Genomic DNA, 14,859 nt, shown 5'->3' on the forward strand with positions numbered 1-14,859 from the left:
TTATCCTCATTCATGAGTGAATTATGCACAACACCAGTACAACGAATTCCCCTTTACGCAAAACGCTGCTGGCGCTGGCTATCGGCGCGCTGAGCCAAGGCGCGCTGGCCGCAGACGGCGACGCCAAGAAAAACCAGGAGGACACCCTGGTCGTCCGGGCCGAAAAACACGCCGATTTCAACTCCGGCGGCAATGATTTGGTTCCCGCCTACCTGGATGGACAGGTTGCCCACGGCGGCCGCCTGGGAATGTTGGGCGAACAGAAAGCGATGGACGTCCCGTTCAACGTCATAGGTTATACCGCGAAGCTGGTACAGGATCAGCAGGCGAAGACCATCGCCGACGTGGTCAGCAACGACGCGGGTGTGCAGGCGGTGCAGGGATACGGTAACTTCGCCGAAACCTATCGCATCCGCGGTTTCTCACTGGACGGCGACGACATGACGATGGGCGGGCTGCCGGGCGTGGTGCCGCGTCAGGTGATGGATACCCAGATGCTGGAGCGGGTAGAGATCTTCAAAGGGGCGAACGCCTTGCTGAACGGCCTGGCTTCCAGCGGCGTTGGCGGCATGATCAATCTTGAACCGAAACGGGCGGAAGAAACGCCGACCACTCAGATCGGCCTCGACTACACCTCCGATTCTCAGGTGGGCGGCAAGCTGGATCTGGGCCGCCGTTTTGGTGACGACAACCAGTTTGGCGCTCGCGTCAACCTGGTACACCGAGAGGGGGAAACGGCGGTTGAGGATGATAAGCGGCGCACCACGCTGGCATCGGTCGGGCTGGACTATCGCGGCGATCGTTTCCGTTCATCGTTGGACTTCGGTTATCAGAAAAAGACCTTCCATGGCGGAACGATGGGGGTCAACATCAGCGGCATCGATGTGATACCCGCAGTGCCTGACACCCATAAAAATTACAGTCAGCAGTGGGGCTACAGCGATATCGAGAACGAATTCGGCATGGCGAAAGCGGAATATGATTTAACCCGCGACTGGAAGGCCTATGCCGGGTTGGGTGCGCAGCACGGCCATGAAACCGGCGTTTACAGCGCACCGAAGCTCATCAACGCCAACGGCGATGCCACGGTTGGGCGTCTGGACACCAATCGCATCATCGACGCTTTCAGCGGCATGGCGGGGCTTGAGGGCAAGTTCACGACCTGGGCGGTTTCGCATCGGGTCAACGTCGGTTATTCCGCGCAGATTAAACGCGACAAAACCGCGTGGCGCATGTCTGCCAACAATCCGACGACCAATATCTACGATAACCATGATGTCGCAATACCGGACAACGCCTATTTCGGTGGCAACTACAGCGATCCGCTGACCACGGCGCGCAACCGGACGCAGGGCTGGTTGTTCAGCGATACGCTGGGCTTTTTCGGCGACCGGGTGTTGTTAACGGCGGCCGCGCGCCATCAGAAAGTGGTGGTGCGTAATTACAGCAACGCCACCGGTCTGGAGGATACCGCCTCTCGTTATACGCAAAGCCGTTGGATGCCGACGTTCGGGCTGGTCTACAAGCCGTGGGAAACGGTGTCGCTTTATGCCAACCATACCGAGGCCTTGCAGCCTGGCGGCATCGCGCCGAAAGAGGCGGCCAACTTCGGGCAAAGTACCGGTATCGCCCGTTCCAAGCAAAATGAAGTGGGGGTGAAAGTTGATTTCGAACGCGTGGGCGGCTCGTTGGCGCTGTTTGAAATCAAAAAGCCGGCCACCATGATCGACAGCAACAACTACTACACGTTGAACGGCGAACAACGCAACCGCGGCGTGGAGTTGAATGTGTTCGGCGAACCGGCATTCGGCCTGCGCCTTAACGGCAGCGCTACCTGGCTTTCGCCTGAGTTGACCAAAACCCAGGGCGGTCGTAACGATGGCAAAGACGCTATCGGCGTAGCGCACTTCTACGCGGTACTGGGAGCGGAATACGATATCAAGCCAATCGATGGCCTGACGGCAACGGCGAAAGTGCGGCATACCGGTTCGCAATATGCCGACTCTGCCAATACCAAAAAGCTCGATAGTTTCACGACCCTGGATCTCGGCCTTCGCTATCGCATGCGTTTGAATGAGGATCAAAACACGCTGGTATGGCGTGTGGGGTTGGACAACGTCACGAATGAGAAGTATTGGTCCGGCGTAGAAAGCAATGGCACTTACGTCTTCCAGGGACAGGCGAGGACGCTGAAAGCGTCGGTAACTTACGACTTCTAATCGATACAGAAACGACGGCGTCCCACATGCGATGGGACGCCGGTTCCTTTGCCACCGGGAGGGCGTTTTTCAGCATGACCGGTGGGTGAGTACGCTGATCAAATCCAGCGCGTCGTCCGCCGCCGCGATTTCGCTTTCGCTGAGCGCCTGTCGTTCGATGAAGCATTCGATAGCTTCCAACAGGGAGAAGACGCTGATTTCATCCCCTATCTTCACGACTTCGCAAACGCCACGCCCGATTGCCAGACAGATGGCTTCATCAAATTCACACGGTTTGCTGTTCATCTTTCCCCCTTACGGCATTTGGGATGATATCGGCCATGCTACCGGTTTTTGCTCGACGGCTGTCTGACGAAAATCCCATTTTTTCGTTGATGCTGACTGGCGCGCGATCGCGTGCATTGGCGAAATTCTGATTTCCTCACGGTGGTCAAATTTCCCTTGTGACCGCCATGGCGGCGCGGTATTGTCGCCAAATGACGACAATACCGCCTCATTGTCCGCATAAAAAATTTATGACGTTATCATCCCTTCATCCCGCTGCCGTGCGGGATTTTTTTATGAGGTTTATCTCAAAGTGCGGATAACCTCGACGCGATCGCTTGCCATGTTCTGGGAATAATCCTAGCTTGAAATAGTCATTTAGGGTTAGCAATCCCTCATGACCTCCTTGTAATACTTGATGCACCAGAACGTCTTCTCCCCCGCTTAGGCGGGGGTTTTTAATGATGTGCATCGGCAAAGGCCGTCAACGTAGAACCGACAGAGTTCGTGACGATAATCACTTCAAGCATCAAGGGACGGGACAATGAAAAATGATTTGGCGGCGGCGATCGCGATTGGCTGTGTGCTGTTGTTCGCACTGGCGGTTGGTTCGCCCCTCTCCATCAGCGCCTCGCTGTAATCTTCCACGGCCCCGTCCGGGGCCGTTCACCCAGTCTGTCGCCGCGTCTGCGGATTTTTGCGCCAATCGCTCGCCGGCGCGATAAAATCAGCCAAATCGCTGTTGATGTATGGCCAACTTTGAGTACTCTGAGTGCTTTTCACACCTCGAGTGCGCCCGTTCTATCTATGCTTTAATCAGGCCCATCACAGGAATCGCTATGCCCGCCCGCCAAATCTCGAGGAGCCCGCTCTGATGCTGGAGATGTTATTACAGTGGTACCGCCGCCGCTTCACCGATCCGCAGGCTATCGCGCTGCTGGTGATCCTGGTCGCCGGCTTCCTCATTCTCTATTTTCTGCACGGCATTCTGACCCCGTTGCTGGTCGCCATCGTGCTGGCCTATCTGCTGGAGTGGCCGACCGCGCGCCTGCAGCGCATCGGCTGTTCGCGCACCTGGGCGGCGAGTATCATGCTGCTGGTGTTCGCGGGCGTTGCCATGCTGCTGGTGTTCGTCGTCGCGCCAACCGCCTGGCAGCAGGGCATCAATCTGATGAGCGATCTGCCGGGCATGCTCAACCAGTTCTATAACTTTGCCGCGACGCTGCCGAAGCGTTACCCGGCGCTGGTGGATGCCGGCATCATCGACATGATGGCGGAAAACCTGCGCAGCCGGCTGTCCGGCATGGGCGAGTCGGTGGTGAAATTCTCGCTGGCGTCGCTGGTCGGCCTGCTGACGTTGGCTATCTACCTGATTCTGGTGCCGATGATGATGTTCTTCCTGTTGAAGGACAAAGAACAGCTGCTGAACGCGGTGCGCCGCGTGCTGCCGCGCAATCGCGGCCTGGCGGGGCAGGTCTGGAACGAGATGAATCAGCAGATCACCAACTACATTCGCGGCAAGGTGCTGGAGATGGTGATTGTCGGCGTGGCGACCTACCTGGTGTTCGCCGTGCTGGACATGCGCTACTCGCTGCTGCTGGCGGTGCTGGTGGGCTTCTCGGTGTTGATCCCCTACATCGGTGCGGTGCTGGTCACCATTCCTGTGGTGGTGGTGGCGCTGTTTCAGTGGGGCGTCGGCGCCGATTTCTGGACGCTGATCGTCGCCTATCTGGTGGTACAGGGGCTGGACGGCAACCTGCTGGTGCCCATTTTGTTCTCCGAAGCGGTCAACCTGCATCCGCTGGTGATTATCCTGTCGGTGATCGTGTTCGGCGGGATGTGGGGCTTTTGGGGCGTGTTTTTCGCCATACCGCTGGCGACGCTGGTGAAGGCGGTGATCCATGCCTGGCCGGATGAACTGCGGGTCGAAGTGGAAAACAAGGCCGACTGACAGGGAAGAAACGAAGCGCAGCAGGCCGCTGCGCTTCGTGAGAATTACTGCTGCAGGTAGCTCAGAACGATGTCGTGGTGATTGGTGGTTTTGAAATCATCAAACACTTTTTCAATCTTGCCGTTGGCATCGATCAGGAAACTGATGCGGTGAATGCCGTCGTAGGTCTTGCCCATGAAGGTTTTTTCGCCCCACACGCCAAACTGTTGCGATACCTGATGATCTTCATCAGACAACAGCGTGAAGTTGAGCAGCTCCTTTTCGGCGAAGCGCGACAGTTTTTCCGGTTTGTCGGTGCTGATGCCCAGCACTTCGACGCCGACCTTTTTCAATTCGTCCATGTTGTCCCGCAGGCCGCAGGCTTGCACGGTGCAGCCCGGCGTCATCGCCTTCGGATAGAAATAGACCAATACTCGCTGTCCCTGGAAGTCGGCCAAATTAATTTCCTCACCGTCCTGGTCAGGCAAACTAAATTTCGGCGCTGTGTCACCGGCTTTCAATGGGCTCATCACTACTCTCCATCTTTCTCATCATGCTGTGGATAGTTCACCACGCTAATACTGCCTTGCGCGTTCAATTCTGTACATAGGCGATGGAAGGCTTGCTCAATATTTGAGGCGTCCCGATCGCCGGAGCTGTGGGCGGTGATTTGGATATACAGCTGCGGCGGCAGGTCGCCGTCCGCCGGCTGCGTGCGCGAGACCAGTTCGGCGATATTCATCTGGCTGGAGTCGAACAGATCGGTAAAGCGTTCGATGATGTGCGGCGAGTCCTTCACTTCCACCTGTACCCACACCGTGGCCGGCATCGGCGGCCTTTCGTGCGAGTTTGTGCGCTTCATCACGATCAGCAGATCCAGCTCCGCGCCTTTTTGCGGCAGGGTGGATTCGATCAGGGTGATGGCGTTCCAGCTGCCGGACAGCAGCATGATGAACGTGAACTCCTCCCCCAGCATGGCCAGACGGCTATCTTCGATATTGCATCCGCAACTGCTGACGTGGCGGGTGATGGTATTGACGATTCCGGGGCGGTCGGCGCCGAGCGCGGTAATCACGAGATAGTGTTCGTCTGACTGAGGCAAAATAGCGCTTCCTGTCGTGCTTAATGGGGTTACCATGGTAAACATAAAAAAAACCGCCTGCCAAGCGCTTACAACGCGGTTGTGCGCTTGCTTTTGGATAGGCAGCAAAAGTACCATGAGTGACTTGTTTGTGGAGGGGACGGCCAATGTTTACGGGAAGTATTGTTGCACTGGTTACGCCGATGGACGACAAAGGTGCTGTCGATCGCGCGAGCCTAAAAAAATTGATCGATTATCATGTAGCCAGTGGCACCGCGGCGATCGTTTCCGTAGGGACCACCGGCGAGTCCGCAACGCTTGCCCATGACGAGCACGTTGACGTGGTGCTGCAGACGCTGGAGTTGGCCGACGGCCGCATCCCGGTGATCGCCGGCACCGGCGCCAACGCCACCGCCGAAGCCATCGCGCTCACCACCCGCTTCGCCAATACCGGCGTAGTGGGCTGCCTGACGGTGACGCCGTACTACAATAAGCCGACGCAGGAAGGGCTGTACCAGCACTTCAAGGCGATCGCCGAGAGCACCGAGCTGCCGCAGATCCTGTATAACGTGCCTTCGCGCACCGGCTGCGACATGCTGCCGCCGACCATCGCTCGGCTGGCGAAAATCAAGAATATTGTTGCTGTAAAAGAAGCGACGGGGAACTTAAGTCGCGTTAGTCAGATCCAAGTGCTGGTTGACGATGAAGACTTCATTTTGCTGAGCGGCGACGACGCCAGCGGGCTGGACTTCATGCAACTGGGCGGCAAAGGGGTGATTTCCGTGACGGCCAACGTGGCCGCGCGCGAGATGGCGGAACTTTGCGCGCTGGCGGCGCAGGGCAAGTTTGCCGAAGCGCGCCGCTTAAATCAGCGCTTGATGCCGTTGCATCAGGATCTATTTGTAGAAGCAAACCCAATTCCGGTGAAGTGGGCCTGTAAGGCGTTGGGATTGATGGCAACCGATACGCTGCGTCTGCCGATGACGCCGTTGAGCGAAGCCGCCCGCCCGGTGGTGGAGCGCGCGCTGAAAAGCGTCGGTTTGCTGTAACTCTAAGGGAAATTTGATGGCTTATTCATTGCAAAAGTCGACGGTAGCAAAAGTAGTGGGCATCTCATTGGTGATGATGCTGGCAGCCTGCAGCAGCGATCAGCGCTACAAGCGCCAGGTCAGCGGCGACGAGGCTTACCTCGACGCGGCTCCGCTCAAGGCGCTGAACGCGCCGTCCGGCATGATCCTGCCGGTGCAGAGCGGCAACTATGACGTTCCCGCCACGACGCTGCAAGGCAACGTCGGCAAGCAGCTGGACATTCGTCCGCCGGTGCAGCCGTTGGCGCTGCTGAGCGGTTCACGCGCGCAATACGCCGGCGACAGCGGCACGCTGCTGCTGGAAAACAGCCCGCAGAACCAGAACCTGTGGTCGCGCGTGGTCAGCCTGCTGCAGGCGAAGAACATCGCGATCGCTTCCCGCCAGGACGCCGGTCAGACCCTGACCACCGACTGGGTGAAGTGGAACCGTCTGGACGAAGACAACCAGTACGAAGGCCGTTATCAGATCAGCGTGCAGCAACAGGGCTACCAGCAGGCGCTGGTGGTGAAAAGCGTTGGCCTGCAGCAGCAGGGCAAGACCGAGCAGGTGACCGACCAGTCTGAGATTCAGCGCTACAACGGCATGATGATCAACACCCTGATCGAAGGCCTGGACAAGCAGGACAACCTGGCGAGCAGCCAGACCGCCAGCCGCTTCGGCGCGCTGGATGTGCAGAGCGGCGCCGATGACACCGGCCTGCCGATGCTGGTGGTACGCGGCCCGTACACCGTGGTGTGGGATCGCCTGCCGCCGGCGCTCGAAAAACTGGGGATGAAAGTGGGTGACCGCAGCCGTCCGCAGGGCACCGTCGCCGTGACCTACAAGTCCCTGAGCAGCAGCGATTGGGATGCGTTGGGCGTCAAGGACCCTGAACTGGCAGAAGGGGATTACAAGCTGCAGGTCGGCGATCTCAACAACCGCACCAGCCTGCAATTTATCGATCCGAAAGGCAAACCGCTCACCCAGTCGAAAAACGACGCACTGGTGGCGGCATTCCAGTCTGCCTTCAGTAAAACCAGCGTTAAATAATCAAAAAGGGGCCTCGGCCCCTTTTTGTTTTGTCTATACGGTATCGTTTGCGTCGCAGGTTTGGCACAATAGTGTCCGGCACGCCAAAGAATTCATTAGGTCAATTCTATACCCCCTAATTTCGGGCCGCGCTCGGGAGACAACGGGGATACATCACTGGAGTAAGTAAGATGCAAAAGCTAGCTGAGCTGTATCGCGGAAAGGCAAAAACCGTTTACACCACCGAGAATCCCGATCTGTTGGTGTTGGAGTTCCGCAACGATACGTCAGCACTGGATGGTCAGCGCATTGAGCAGTTCGATCGCAAAGGCATGGTGAACAACAAGTTCAACCATTTCATCATGAGCAAACTGGAAGAAGCCGGCATCCCGACCCAGATGGAGCGTCTGCTGTCCGACAACGAAGTGCTGGTGAAGAAACTGGACATGGTGCCGGTGGAGTGCGTGATCCGCAACCGCGCCGCCGGTTCGCTGGTGAAGCGTCTGGGTATCGAAGAAGGCCTGGTGCTGAACCCGCCGCTGTTCGATCTGTTCCTGAAAAACGACGCCATGCACGATCCGATGGTGAACGAATCCTACTGCGAAACCTTTGGCTGGGTGAGCAAAGCACATCTGGCACGCATGCGCGAGCTGAGCTACCGCGCCAACGACGTGTTGACCCAGCTGTTCGACGACGCCGGCCTGATCCTGGTGGACTTCAAACTGGAGTTCGGCCTGTTCAACGGCGAAGTGGTACTGGGCGATGAGTTCTCGCCGGACGGCAGCCGCCTGTGGGACAAAAACACCCTGGACAAGATGGACAAAGACCGTTTCCGTCAAAGCCTGGGCGGCCTGATCGAAGCCTATGAAGAAGTGGCGCGCCGCATCGGCGTGAAGCTCGACTAAGCGTTGGCACCGCCATTCGGGGCGATCCGGCCGGATCGTCCCGCTATTCTGCGTTTTTCCAGAAAATTTCTACATTTCCTCCGCGGCAGACCATTTATAATGATGGATGCGAGATGACTAAAACCTATCCCACTCAGGCTTGAAGCTGCCTTTGCGCTTACGATCGCGGCGCAACTTCAACGAGCAGGGGAAATATCTGGAGTATATTTATGCGTTGGCAAGGGCGTCGGGAAAGTGACAATGTTGAGGATCGTCGCGGGCAATCTTCAGGTTTGGGCGGCGGTGGCGGCGGCTTTCGCGTGCCGCGTGGCAAGGGCGGCATTGTCATTCTGGTAGTGGTGCTGGTGGCCGGCTATTACGGTATCGATCTGTCGCCGCTATTGAACGGCGGTAACGTCGCACCGCAGGGTCAACAGCAGAGCGCCAACATCAGCCCGAAAGACGATGAGCTGGCCAAATTCACCTCTGTGGTACTGGCCTCAACCGAGGATAACTGGAAAGAGATTTTCCAGCGCATGGGCAAAACCTATCAACCGCCGAAGCTGGTGATGTATCGCGGCGTCACGCGCACCAGCTGCGGCACCGGCCAGGCGGCGATGGGGCCGTTCTACTGCCCGGGTGACAGAACGGTATATATCGATCTGTCTTTCTATCAGGACATGAAAACCAAGCTGGGTGCCGGCGGTGATTTCGCCCAGGCCTATGTGGTGGCGCACGAAGTCGGCCATCACGTGCAGAACCTGCTGGGCATCGAGCCGAAGGTGCGCCAGATGCAACAGGGTGCCAGCCAGGCGGAAGTGAACCGCCTGTCGGTGAAAATGGAGCTGCAGGCGGACTGCTTCGCCGGTGTGTGGGGCAAATACGCCGAGAAGCAGCAGATGCTGGAAGAGGGCGATCTGCAGGCGGCGCTGAACGCCGCGCAGGCGATTGGCGACGATCGGTTGCAGCAGCAGAGCCAGGGCCGCGTCGTGCCGGACAGCTTCACCCACGGTACCTCGCAGCAGCGCTACACCTGGTTTAAACAGGGCTTCGACAGCGGCGATCCCAATACCTGCAACACCTTCGCATCCCGTTAACGCCTCAAGTGCCGGAGCCTGACTCCGGCATTTTTTTCGGATTGAGATACAGCCTTATGTTACAGGCAGCGCAACAACTCATGCGGCGGCAGGGCATTCGGCGTTTGCTGGTGCTCAGCGGTGAGCCCGACTGGTGCCGCGAACAGGCGCAGCGGCTGGCGGCGACGCTGCCGGGCGACTGGCCGTGGGTGGGGGAAAACCCGCCGCCCGGCCTGACGGCGTTGGCGAGCGGCGCAGTGCGCCAATTGCTGGGGCAGGAACGGTTGCACGCGGTGTTCGACGCCGGTCAGTCGCTGGACGTGGAGGCGTTGGCGGCGCTGTGCGGCGCATTGCGCGCCGGCAGCTGGCTGCTGTTGCTGACACCGCCCTGGCGGCAATGGCCGCAGCAGCCGGACGGCGACAGCCTGCGCTGGAGCGATTGCCCGCAGCCAATTACCACCCCGCATTTCATCCACCATCTGCAGCATCATCTGGCCGACGACCGAGAAGTGACGATCTGGCGGCAGGATGAACCCCTGACGCTGGCCGCGCTGCCGGCGCGTGAAGGATGGCAGCCGCCGGATGGCCGGCCGACCGAGGAACAACAGGCGATCTTGACGACGCTGCTGCAGGCCGAATCCGGCGTGTGGGTGTTGACCGCCGCCCGCGGCCGCGGCAAATCGACGCTGGCCGGCATGCTGGTGGCGCAGTCGCCGCTGACCTGTTGGATAACCGGGCCGAGCCGCGCCGCCACTGAGGTGGCCGGGGAATGGGCGCAGGGGCGCGCGCAGTTCTGGGCGCCCGATGCCCTGCTGGCGCAGTGCCGGGAGGGGGACGTCAGCGCCGTGGGGTGGCTGCTGGTGGATGAGGCGGCGGCGATCCCCGCGCCGCTGTTGCAGCAGTTGATCGGTTATTTCCCTCGCGTGCTGCTGACCACCACGGTGCAGGGCTATGAAGGCACCGGCCGCGGTTTTCTGCTGAAGTTTTGCGCCGGGCTGCCGTCCTATCAGGCACTGAGCCTGCAACAGCCGATGCGTTGGGCGCAGGGGGATGCGCTGGAACGGATAACGGACAATGCCCTGTTGTTCAACGAGCTGCCCGCCTGGCCGGCGGACGGCCAGGCGATCGATTACAGCCAGGCGGAGCAGCGTGAACTGTGCGCCGACCCGCAGCGGCTGGCGCGTTTCTATGCTCTGCTGAGCAGCGCGCATTACCGCACCTCGCCGCTGGATTTGCGCAGGTTGATGGATGCGCCCGGCATGCATTTCGGGCTGGCGCAGGCCGAACAGGAGGTGGTCGGCGCCGTGTGGCTGGTGGACGAAGGCGGGTTGAGCGCCGAGTTGGCGCACGACGTGTGGGCCGGACGCCGTCGGCCGCGCGGCAACCTGGTGGCGCAGTCGTTGGCGGCGCATGGCGGCCAATGGTGGGCGCCGACGCTGCATTCACGGCGCATTACCCGCATCGCGACGTTGCCGGCGTTGCGGCGGCAGGGCATCGCGCGTCAGCTGGTCGAACGGCAACGCCGTCAGGCGCAAGGGTTGGATTTCCTGTCGGTCAGCTTCGGCTATACCGAGCCGCTGTGGCGCTTTTGGCAATCCTGCGGTTTCGAGCTGGTGCGCATCGGCAGCAAACCGGAGGCCAGCAGCGGCTGTTATACCGCGATGGCTATCTTACCCTTGAGCGAGCAAGGAGAGGCGCTGCGGCACGCGGCGCACAAGCATCTGGCGCGCGACTGGCCCTGGCTGCGGCAGCGCATCGAGCTCGCGCTGGCGATCCCGGGCGACGACGGCGACACGCCGCTCGGCGAAGAGGACTGGCGTGAGCTGGCCGGGTTCGCTTTCGCCCATCGGCCGCTGGAGGCCAGCCTGGGAGCATTGCAGCGTTTGCTGTTGGCCAGCAATTTGCCGCTGCCCGCGCTGCGCGGCCATCTGCAACGGCGGCAATCCCCGGCGGTCTGCGCGGAGCTGGCGGGCGTCAGCGGTCAGAAAGCCTTGCTGCGGCATTGGCGACACGAAGCGGCGCAGGCGCTGGAACAGTTGAATGCGCAGCACTGCCGCTACTGGCGCGACTGGGCGCAGTCGTTGCAATAAATTGAATAACTCGCTCAATAAAACCCGATTTTCCCGATTTCTCAATGGCGTATAGTCACTGTCAGCGGTGTGGCGGCGAGCGTCGCCGCACCAGGTTTGGTTACTATTAAGGAGTCATCGATGAAACATGAGCATTTCGTTGTCCAAAGCCCGGCGACCCCGGCGGCGCAGCTGATCTTGCTGTTTCACGGTGTCGGCGACAACCCGGTGGCGATGGGAGAGATCGGCAGTTACTTCGCCAAAGACTTTCCTCAGGCCCAGGTGGTGAGCATAGGTGGCCCTGAAGCGTTTGGCAACGGCGCCGGGCGCCAGTGGTTTTCGGTGCAGGACGTGACCGAAGAGAACCGTATGGCCCGCATCGCAGACGTGATGCCGCAGTTTGTGGCGGTGGTGCGTCATTGGCAGCAGCTGAGCGGCGTGGGTTATGCCAGCACTGCCCTGGTGGGATTCTCGCAGGGGGCGATCATGGCGCTGGAGGCGTTAAAAGCGGAAACCCGGCTGGCCGGGCGTGTGGTCGCGTTCAGCGGGCGTTTCGCCCAGCTGCCTGAGCAGGCTTTCGGCGACAGCGTGGTGCATTTGATCCACGGTGAAAAGGACGCGGTGATCGCGGTGCAACATGCTCACGCGGCGGCGGAAGCGCTACGGGCCGGCGGCGCCGATTTCACGCTGGACGTGGAGGAAAACGTCGGGCACGCCATCAACCAGGGCATGATGAACGCCGCGCTGGAAAGGCTGCATTATTATGTGCCGCAGCGCTACTGGGATGAGGCGTTGTCCGGCAAGCACGGCGAGATGATCGCCTTTCGCTAAAAACTCAGGGCGCCGATGAGCGCCCTGATATCATTTCTTTTTCGGCCAGTCGTCTTCGTCATCCCACTGGGCGTTATTGTCGCGGTGCGGCGGTATCTCCGGCTTGTTGGCCAGATAGCTTTTCACGTCAACGCGGCGCAGTTCCTTGATGCCGCTGACGACCATTCCCACCAGAACCAGCAGGATAATCCACCAGTAATCAGCTAACCATTGCATAGCTACTCCTTTCCTTCACTGCGTATAAAACGCGAAAAAATCGATGGCAGATGGCGTTCGAGCCATTCGGCACCGGCGACCTCCTTATCTTGCCAGGCCGCCAGCAACAGGGCCGGGGTCAGCAAATGCTCGGCTTCTTGCGCCAGCGGCCGGTAGCTCAGATGCCACGGCTCTACCGCCACGCCACCGCTGTCTTCGGTAAAGGGGCGATAGAAACCGAATTCGGCCATATGCGCCGTCAGCCACTGGTTGAGCGGCGCAAAGTAACCGCCTTCTTCGTATTCCCACGGCTCCAGCTGCAGCTTTTGCCCTTCCGGCAGCAGCGACGGGTCATACACGTCGAGATCGCTGCCCCAGTGATGGCGGCTGGCGCCCGGCAGGGCCGACCAGCGCAGGATCGCTTCACAGCGCTCGGCGGCGGACAGCGGCGCAACGTCTATCGGGCGGCTGTCCTTATCTAATACTGGCCGCTGGCCGCAGAATTTGCCATTCCAGATAGCCAACTGCCGGTCGAAATCGCGGAAGGTGCTGGCGGGCTGGAGATCGAATCCCGCCTCACGCGCCGCCTGCTGCATCGCCAGGAAGGCGTTGACCGCCTGCGGCTGCAGGCGGTGGTTCGCGCTCAGCGGCGCCAGGTGTTCGGTTGAGCGGCCGGTGAGCATCTCTGCGTTGATCATGCGACCAATTGCTCCATGATGCGTTGATACATGCGGCTCAGCAGCTGCAGATCCGCGGCGTTGACACATTCGTTGACCTTGTGGATGGTGGCGTTGACCGGCCCCAGTTCCACCACCTGCGCGCCCATCTGCGCGATGAAGCGGCCGTCGGAGGTGCCGCCGGTGGTCAGCAGCTGCGGCGTCAATTCAGAATAGTGCTCGACGGCGTTGACCACCGCATCCACCAGCGCGCCGCGCGAGGTGAGGAACGGTTGGCCGGACAGTCGCCACTCGATGCTGTAATTCAACTGGTGGCGCTCCAGCAGCTCTTCTACGCGCTGTTTAATCATCGCGTCGGTGAGTTCGGTGCTGAAACGGAAGTTGAACTGGACGTAAAAATCGCCCGGGATCACGTTGTTGCTGCCAGTGCCGGCCTGTACGTTGGCGATCTGCATGCTGGTCGGCGGGAAAAACTCGTTGCCGCGATCCCATTCGATCGCCACCAGTTCATTCAGCGCCGGCATGGCGCGGTGCACCGGGTTGTCCGCCAGGTGCGGATAGGCAACGTGCCCCTGCACGCCGTGAATGTGCAGGTTGGCGGTGATGGAGCCGCGTCGGCCGTTTTTCACCACGTCGCCGACGCGCTCGGTGCTGGACGGCTCGCCGACCAGGCAGTAATCCAGGCGCTCGTTGCGCGCCATCAGCGTTTCGACCACTTTAACCGTGCCGTGGGTGGCGCTGGCCTCTTCGTCGGAGGTGATCAGAAAAGCCAGGCGGCCCTGGTGATTCGGGTTGGCGGCGACAAAGCGTTCTGCGGCCACCACCATTGCGGCCAACGAGCCTTTCATGTCTGCCGCACCGCGGCCATACAGCATGCCGTCGCGGATCGCCGGTTCAAACGGCGGGTTATCCCAACGCTTTTCATCGCCGGTCGGCACCACGTCGGTATGCCCGGCAAACGCCAGGGTTTGCCCTTCGCCGCGCCAGGCCCAGAAGTTTTGGGTGTCTTCGAAGTCCATCGCCTCGACGGTGAAACCGATCGCCTGCAGGCGATCGATCATCAGCTGCTGGCAACCTTCGTCATTTGGGCTGAGGGAAGGGCGTTTAATCAGCTGCTGGGCCAGTTCGATAACCGGGCAAGTCATACGGCAACCTCGGCGATAAATTGCTGGTAAGCGTCGGCGTTGAAACCGAGCAGGGCGTGGCCGTTGCCGTCGTCCAGCAGCGGGCGTTTGATGATCGCCGGCTGCGCCAGCATCAGCGCGATGGCGGCATCGGCGTTATCGCAGGCGTTGCGTTGCGCTTCATCCAACTTGCGCCAGGTGGTGCCGCGAGTATTGAGTAGCGGTTCCCAACCCAGTTGCGCGACGAAACCGCGCAGCTGCTGTTCGGTCAGGCCGTCGGCGCGGTAGTCGTGAAAATGATAGGCCACGCCCTGATCTTCCAGCCAGCGGCGGGCTTTTTTGATGGTGTCGCAGTTTTTGATGCCGTACATCGTCAGCGTTGTCTGTTGCGGTTTGTTTGCCATGGCGTAAA

The 14,859-nt window shown here is 60.1% G+C and carries 15 protein-coding genes; 8 read left to right on the forward strand and 7 right to left on the reverse strand.

Features of this window, described 5'->3' with window-relative positions:
* Window positions 1-23 precede the first annotated feature (23 nt).
* A complete protein-coding gene (locus FHU12_RS03060) occupies window positions 24-2,219 on the forward strand; it encodes a TonB-dependent receptor (protein ID WP_141967346.1) in 2,196 nt (731 codons plus the stop codon).
* 69 nt (window positions 2,220-2,288) lie between these two features.
* Here the strand turns inward: FHU12_RS03060 and FHU12_RS03065 are convergent, their stop codons facing one another.
* Entirely contained in the window at window positions 2,289-2,504 is a 216-nt protein-coding gene (locus tag FHU12_RS03065) for a hypothetical protein (RefSeq protein ID WP_033644007.1), read from the reverse strand.
* A gap of 853 nt (window positions 2,505-3,357) precedes the next feature.
* On the opposite strand from FHU12_RS03065, the gene FHU12_RS03070 reads away from it, so the two are divergent.
* On the forward strand, window positions 3,358-4,434 hold the full coding sequence (locus tag FHU12_RS03070; protein WP_141967348.1) for an AI-2E family transporter: 1,077 nt from the start codon (window positions 3,358-3,360) through the stop codon (window positions 4,432-4,434).
* Between the two features lie 44 nt (window positions 4,435-4,478).
* On the opposite strand, the gene bcp is transcribed toward FHU12_RS03070, so the two are convergent.
* Together bcp and FHU12_RS03080 are read right to left on the reverse strand one after the other, a co-directional pair.
* On the reverse strand, window positions 4,479-4,943 hold the full coding sequence (gene bcp / locus FHU12_RS03075) for a thioredoxin-dependent thiol peroxidase (RefSeq protein ID WP_025303830.1): 465 nt from the start codon (window positions 4,941-4,943) through the stop codon (window positions 4,479-4,481).
* A 2-nt stretch (window positions 4,944-4,945) separates the two neighbouring features.
* A complete protein-coding gene (locus tag FHU12_RS03080; RefSeq protein WP_369783268.1) occupies window positions 4,946-5,551 on the reverse strand; it encodes a glycine cleavage system transcriptional repressor in 606 nt (201 codons plus the stop codon).
* A gap of 110 nt (window positions 5,552-5,661) precedes the next feature.
* Between FHU12_RS03080 and dapA the strand changes: the two genes are divergently transcribed.
* The 6 genes from dapA (at window position 5,662) to ypfH (ending at window position 12,451) form a co-directional block, all read left to right on the forward strand.
* Window positions 5,662-6,543 carry a 4-hydroxy-tetrahydrodipicolinate synthase gene (dapA, locus tag FHU12_RS03085; RefSeq protein ID WP_004941701.1) on the forward strand — a complete coding sequence of 294 codons (882 nt, stop codon included), beginning with the start codon at window positions 5,662-5,664 and terminating at the stop codon, window positions 6,541-6,543.
* A 16-nt stretch (window positions 6,544-6,559) separates the two neighbouring features.
* Window positions 6,560-7,612 carry an outer membrane protein assembly factor BamC gene (gene bamC, locus FHU12_RS03090; protein ID WP_033644004.1) on the forward strand — a complete coding sequence of 351 codons (1,053 nt, stop codon included), beginning with the start codon at window positions 6,560-6,562 and terminating at the stop codon, window positions 7,610-7,612.
* Window positions 7,613-7,782: 170 nt separating this feature from the next.
* Entirely contained in the window at window positions 7,783-8,496 is a 714-nt protein-coding gene (gene purC, locus FHU12_RS03095; protein WP_033635498.1) for a phosphoribosylaminoimidazolesuccinocarboxamide synthase, read from the forward strand.
* Window positions 8,497-8,705: 209 nt separating this feature from the next.
* Window positions 8,706-9,572 carry a KPN_02809 family neutral zinc metallopeptidase gene (ypfJ, locus tag FHU12_RS03100; RefSeq protein WP_043140420.1) on the forward strand — a complete coding sequence of 289 codons (867 nt, stop codon included), beginning with the start codon at window positions 8,706-8,708 and terminating at the stop codon, window positions 9,570-9,572.
* A 56-nt stretch (window positions 9,573-9,628) separates the two neighbouring features.
* Window positions 9,629-11,641: a tRNA(Met) cytidine acetyltransferase TmcA gene (locus tag FHU12_RS03105; protein WP_141967350.1), complete on the forward strand. Its 2,013-nt coding sequence runs from the start codon at window positions 9,629-9,631 to the stop codon at window positions 11,639-11,641.
* 120 nt (window positions 11,642-11,761) lie between these two features.
* Complete coding sequence (gene ypfH / locus FHU12_RS03110; protein WP_141967352.1) at window positions 11,762-12,451, forward strand: esterase; 690 nt, start codon at window positions 11,762-11,764, stop codon at window positions 12,449-12,451.
* A gap of 30 nt (window positions 12,452-12,481) precedes the next feature.
* Here the strand turns inward: ypfH and FHU12_RS03115 are convergent, their stop codons facing one another.
* From FHU12_RS03115 to FHU12_RS03130, 4 genes are read right to left on the reverse strand one after another with little or no spacing between them, the layout of a single operon-like run.
* The gene (locus FHU12_RS03115) at window positions 12,482-12,667 is read right to left on the reverse strand and encodes a YpfN family protein (protein WP_004941720.1); all 186 of its coding nucleotides are present in this window, start codon (window positions 12,665-12,667) and stop codon (window positions 12,482-12,484) included.
* 2 nt (window positions 12,668-12,669) lie between these two features.
* A complete protein-coding gene (locus FHU12_RS03120; protein ID WP_141967354.1) occupies window positions 12,670-13,344 on the reverse strand; it encodes a M15 family metallopeptidase in 675 nt (224 codons plus the stop codon).
* Complete coding sequence (gene dapE / locus FHU12_RS03125; protein ID WP_141967355.1) at window positions 13,341-14,468, reverse strand: succinyl-diaminopimelate desuccinylase; 1,128 nt, start codon at window positions 14,466-14,468, stop codon at window positions 13,341-13,343. Before dapE ends, FHU12_RS03120 begins: the two co-directional genes overlap by 4 nt.
* Window positions 14,465-14,851, reverse strand: coding sequence for an ArsC family reductase (locus tag FHU12_RS03130; protein ID WP_141967357.1), 387 nt, complete (start codon window positions 14,849-14,851; stop codon window positions 14,465-14,467). The genes dapE and FHU12_RS03130 overlap by 4 nt, the downstream gene beginning before the upstream one ends.
* Between the last annotated feature and the right edge of the window lie 8 nt (window positions 14,852-14,859).

Origin of the sequence: Serratia marcescens, assembly GCF_006715005.1 — a bacterium.
Lineage (GTDB): Bacteria > Pseudomonadota > Gammaproteobacteria > Enterobacterales > Enterobacteriaceae > Serratia > Serratia montpellierensis.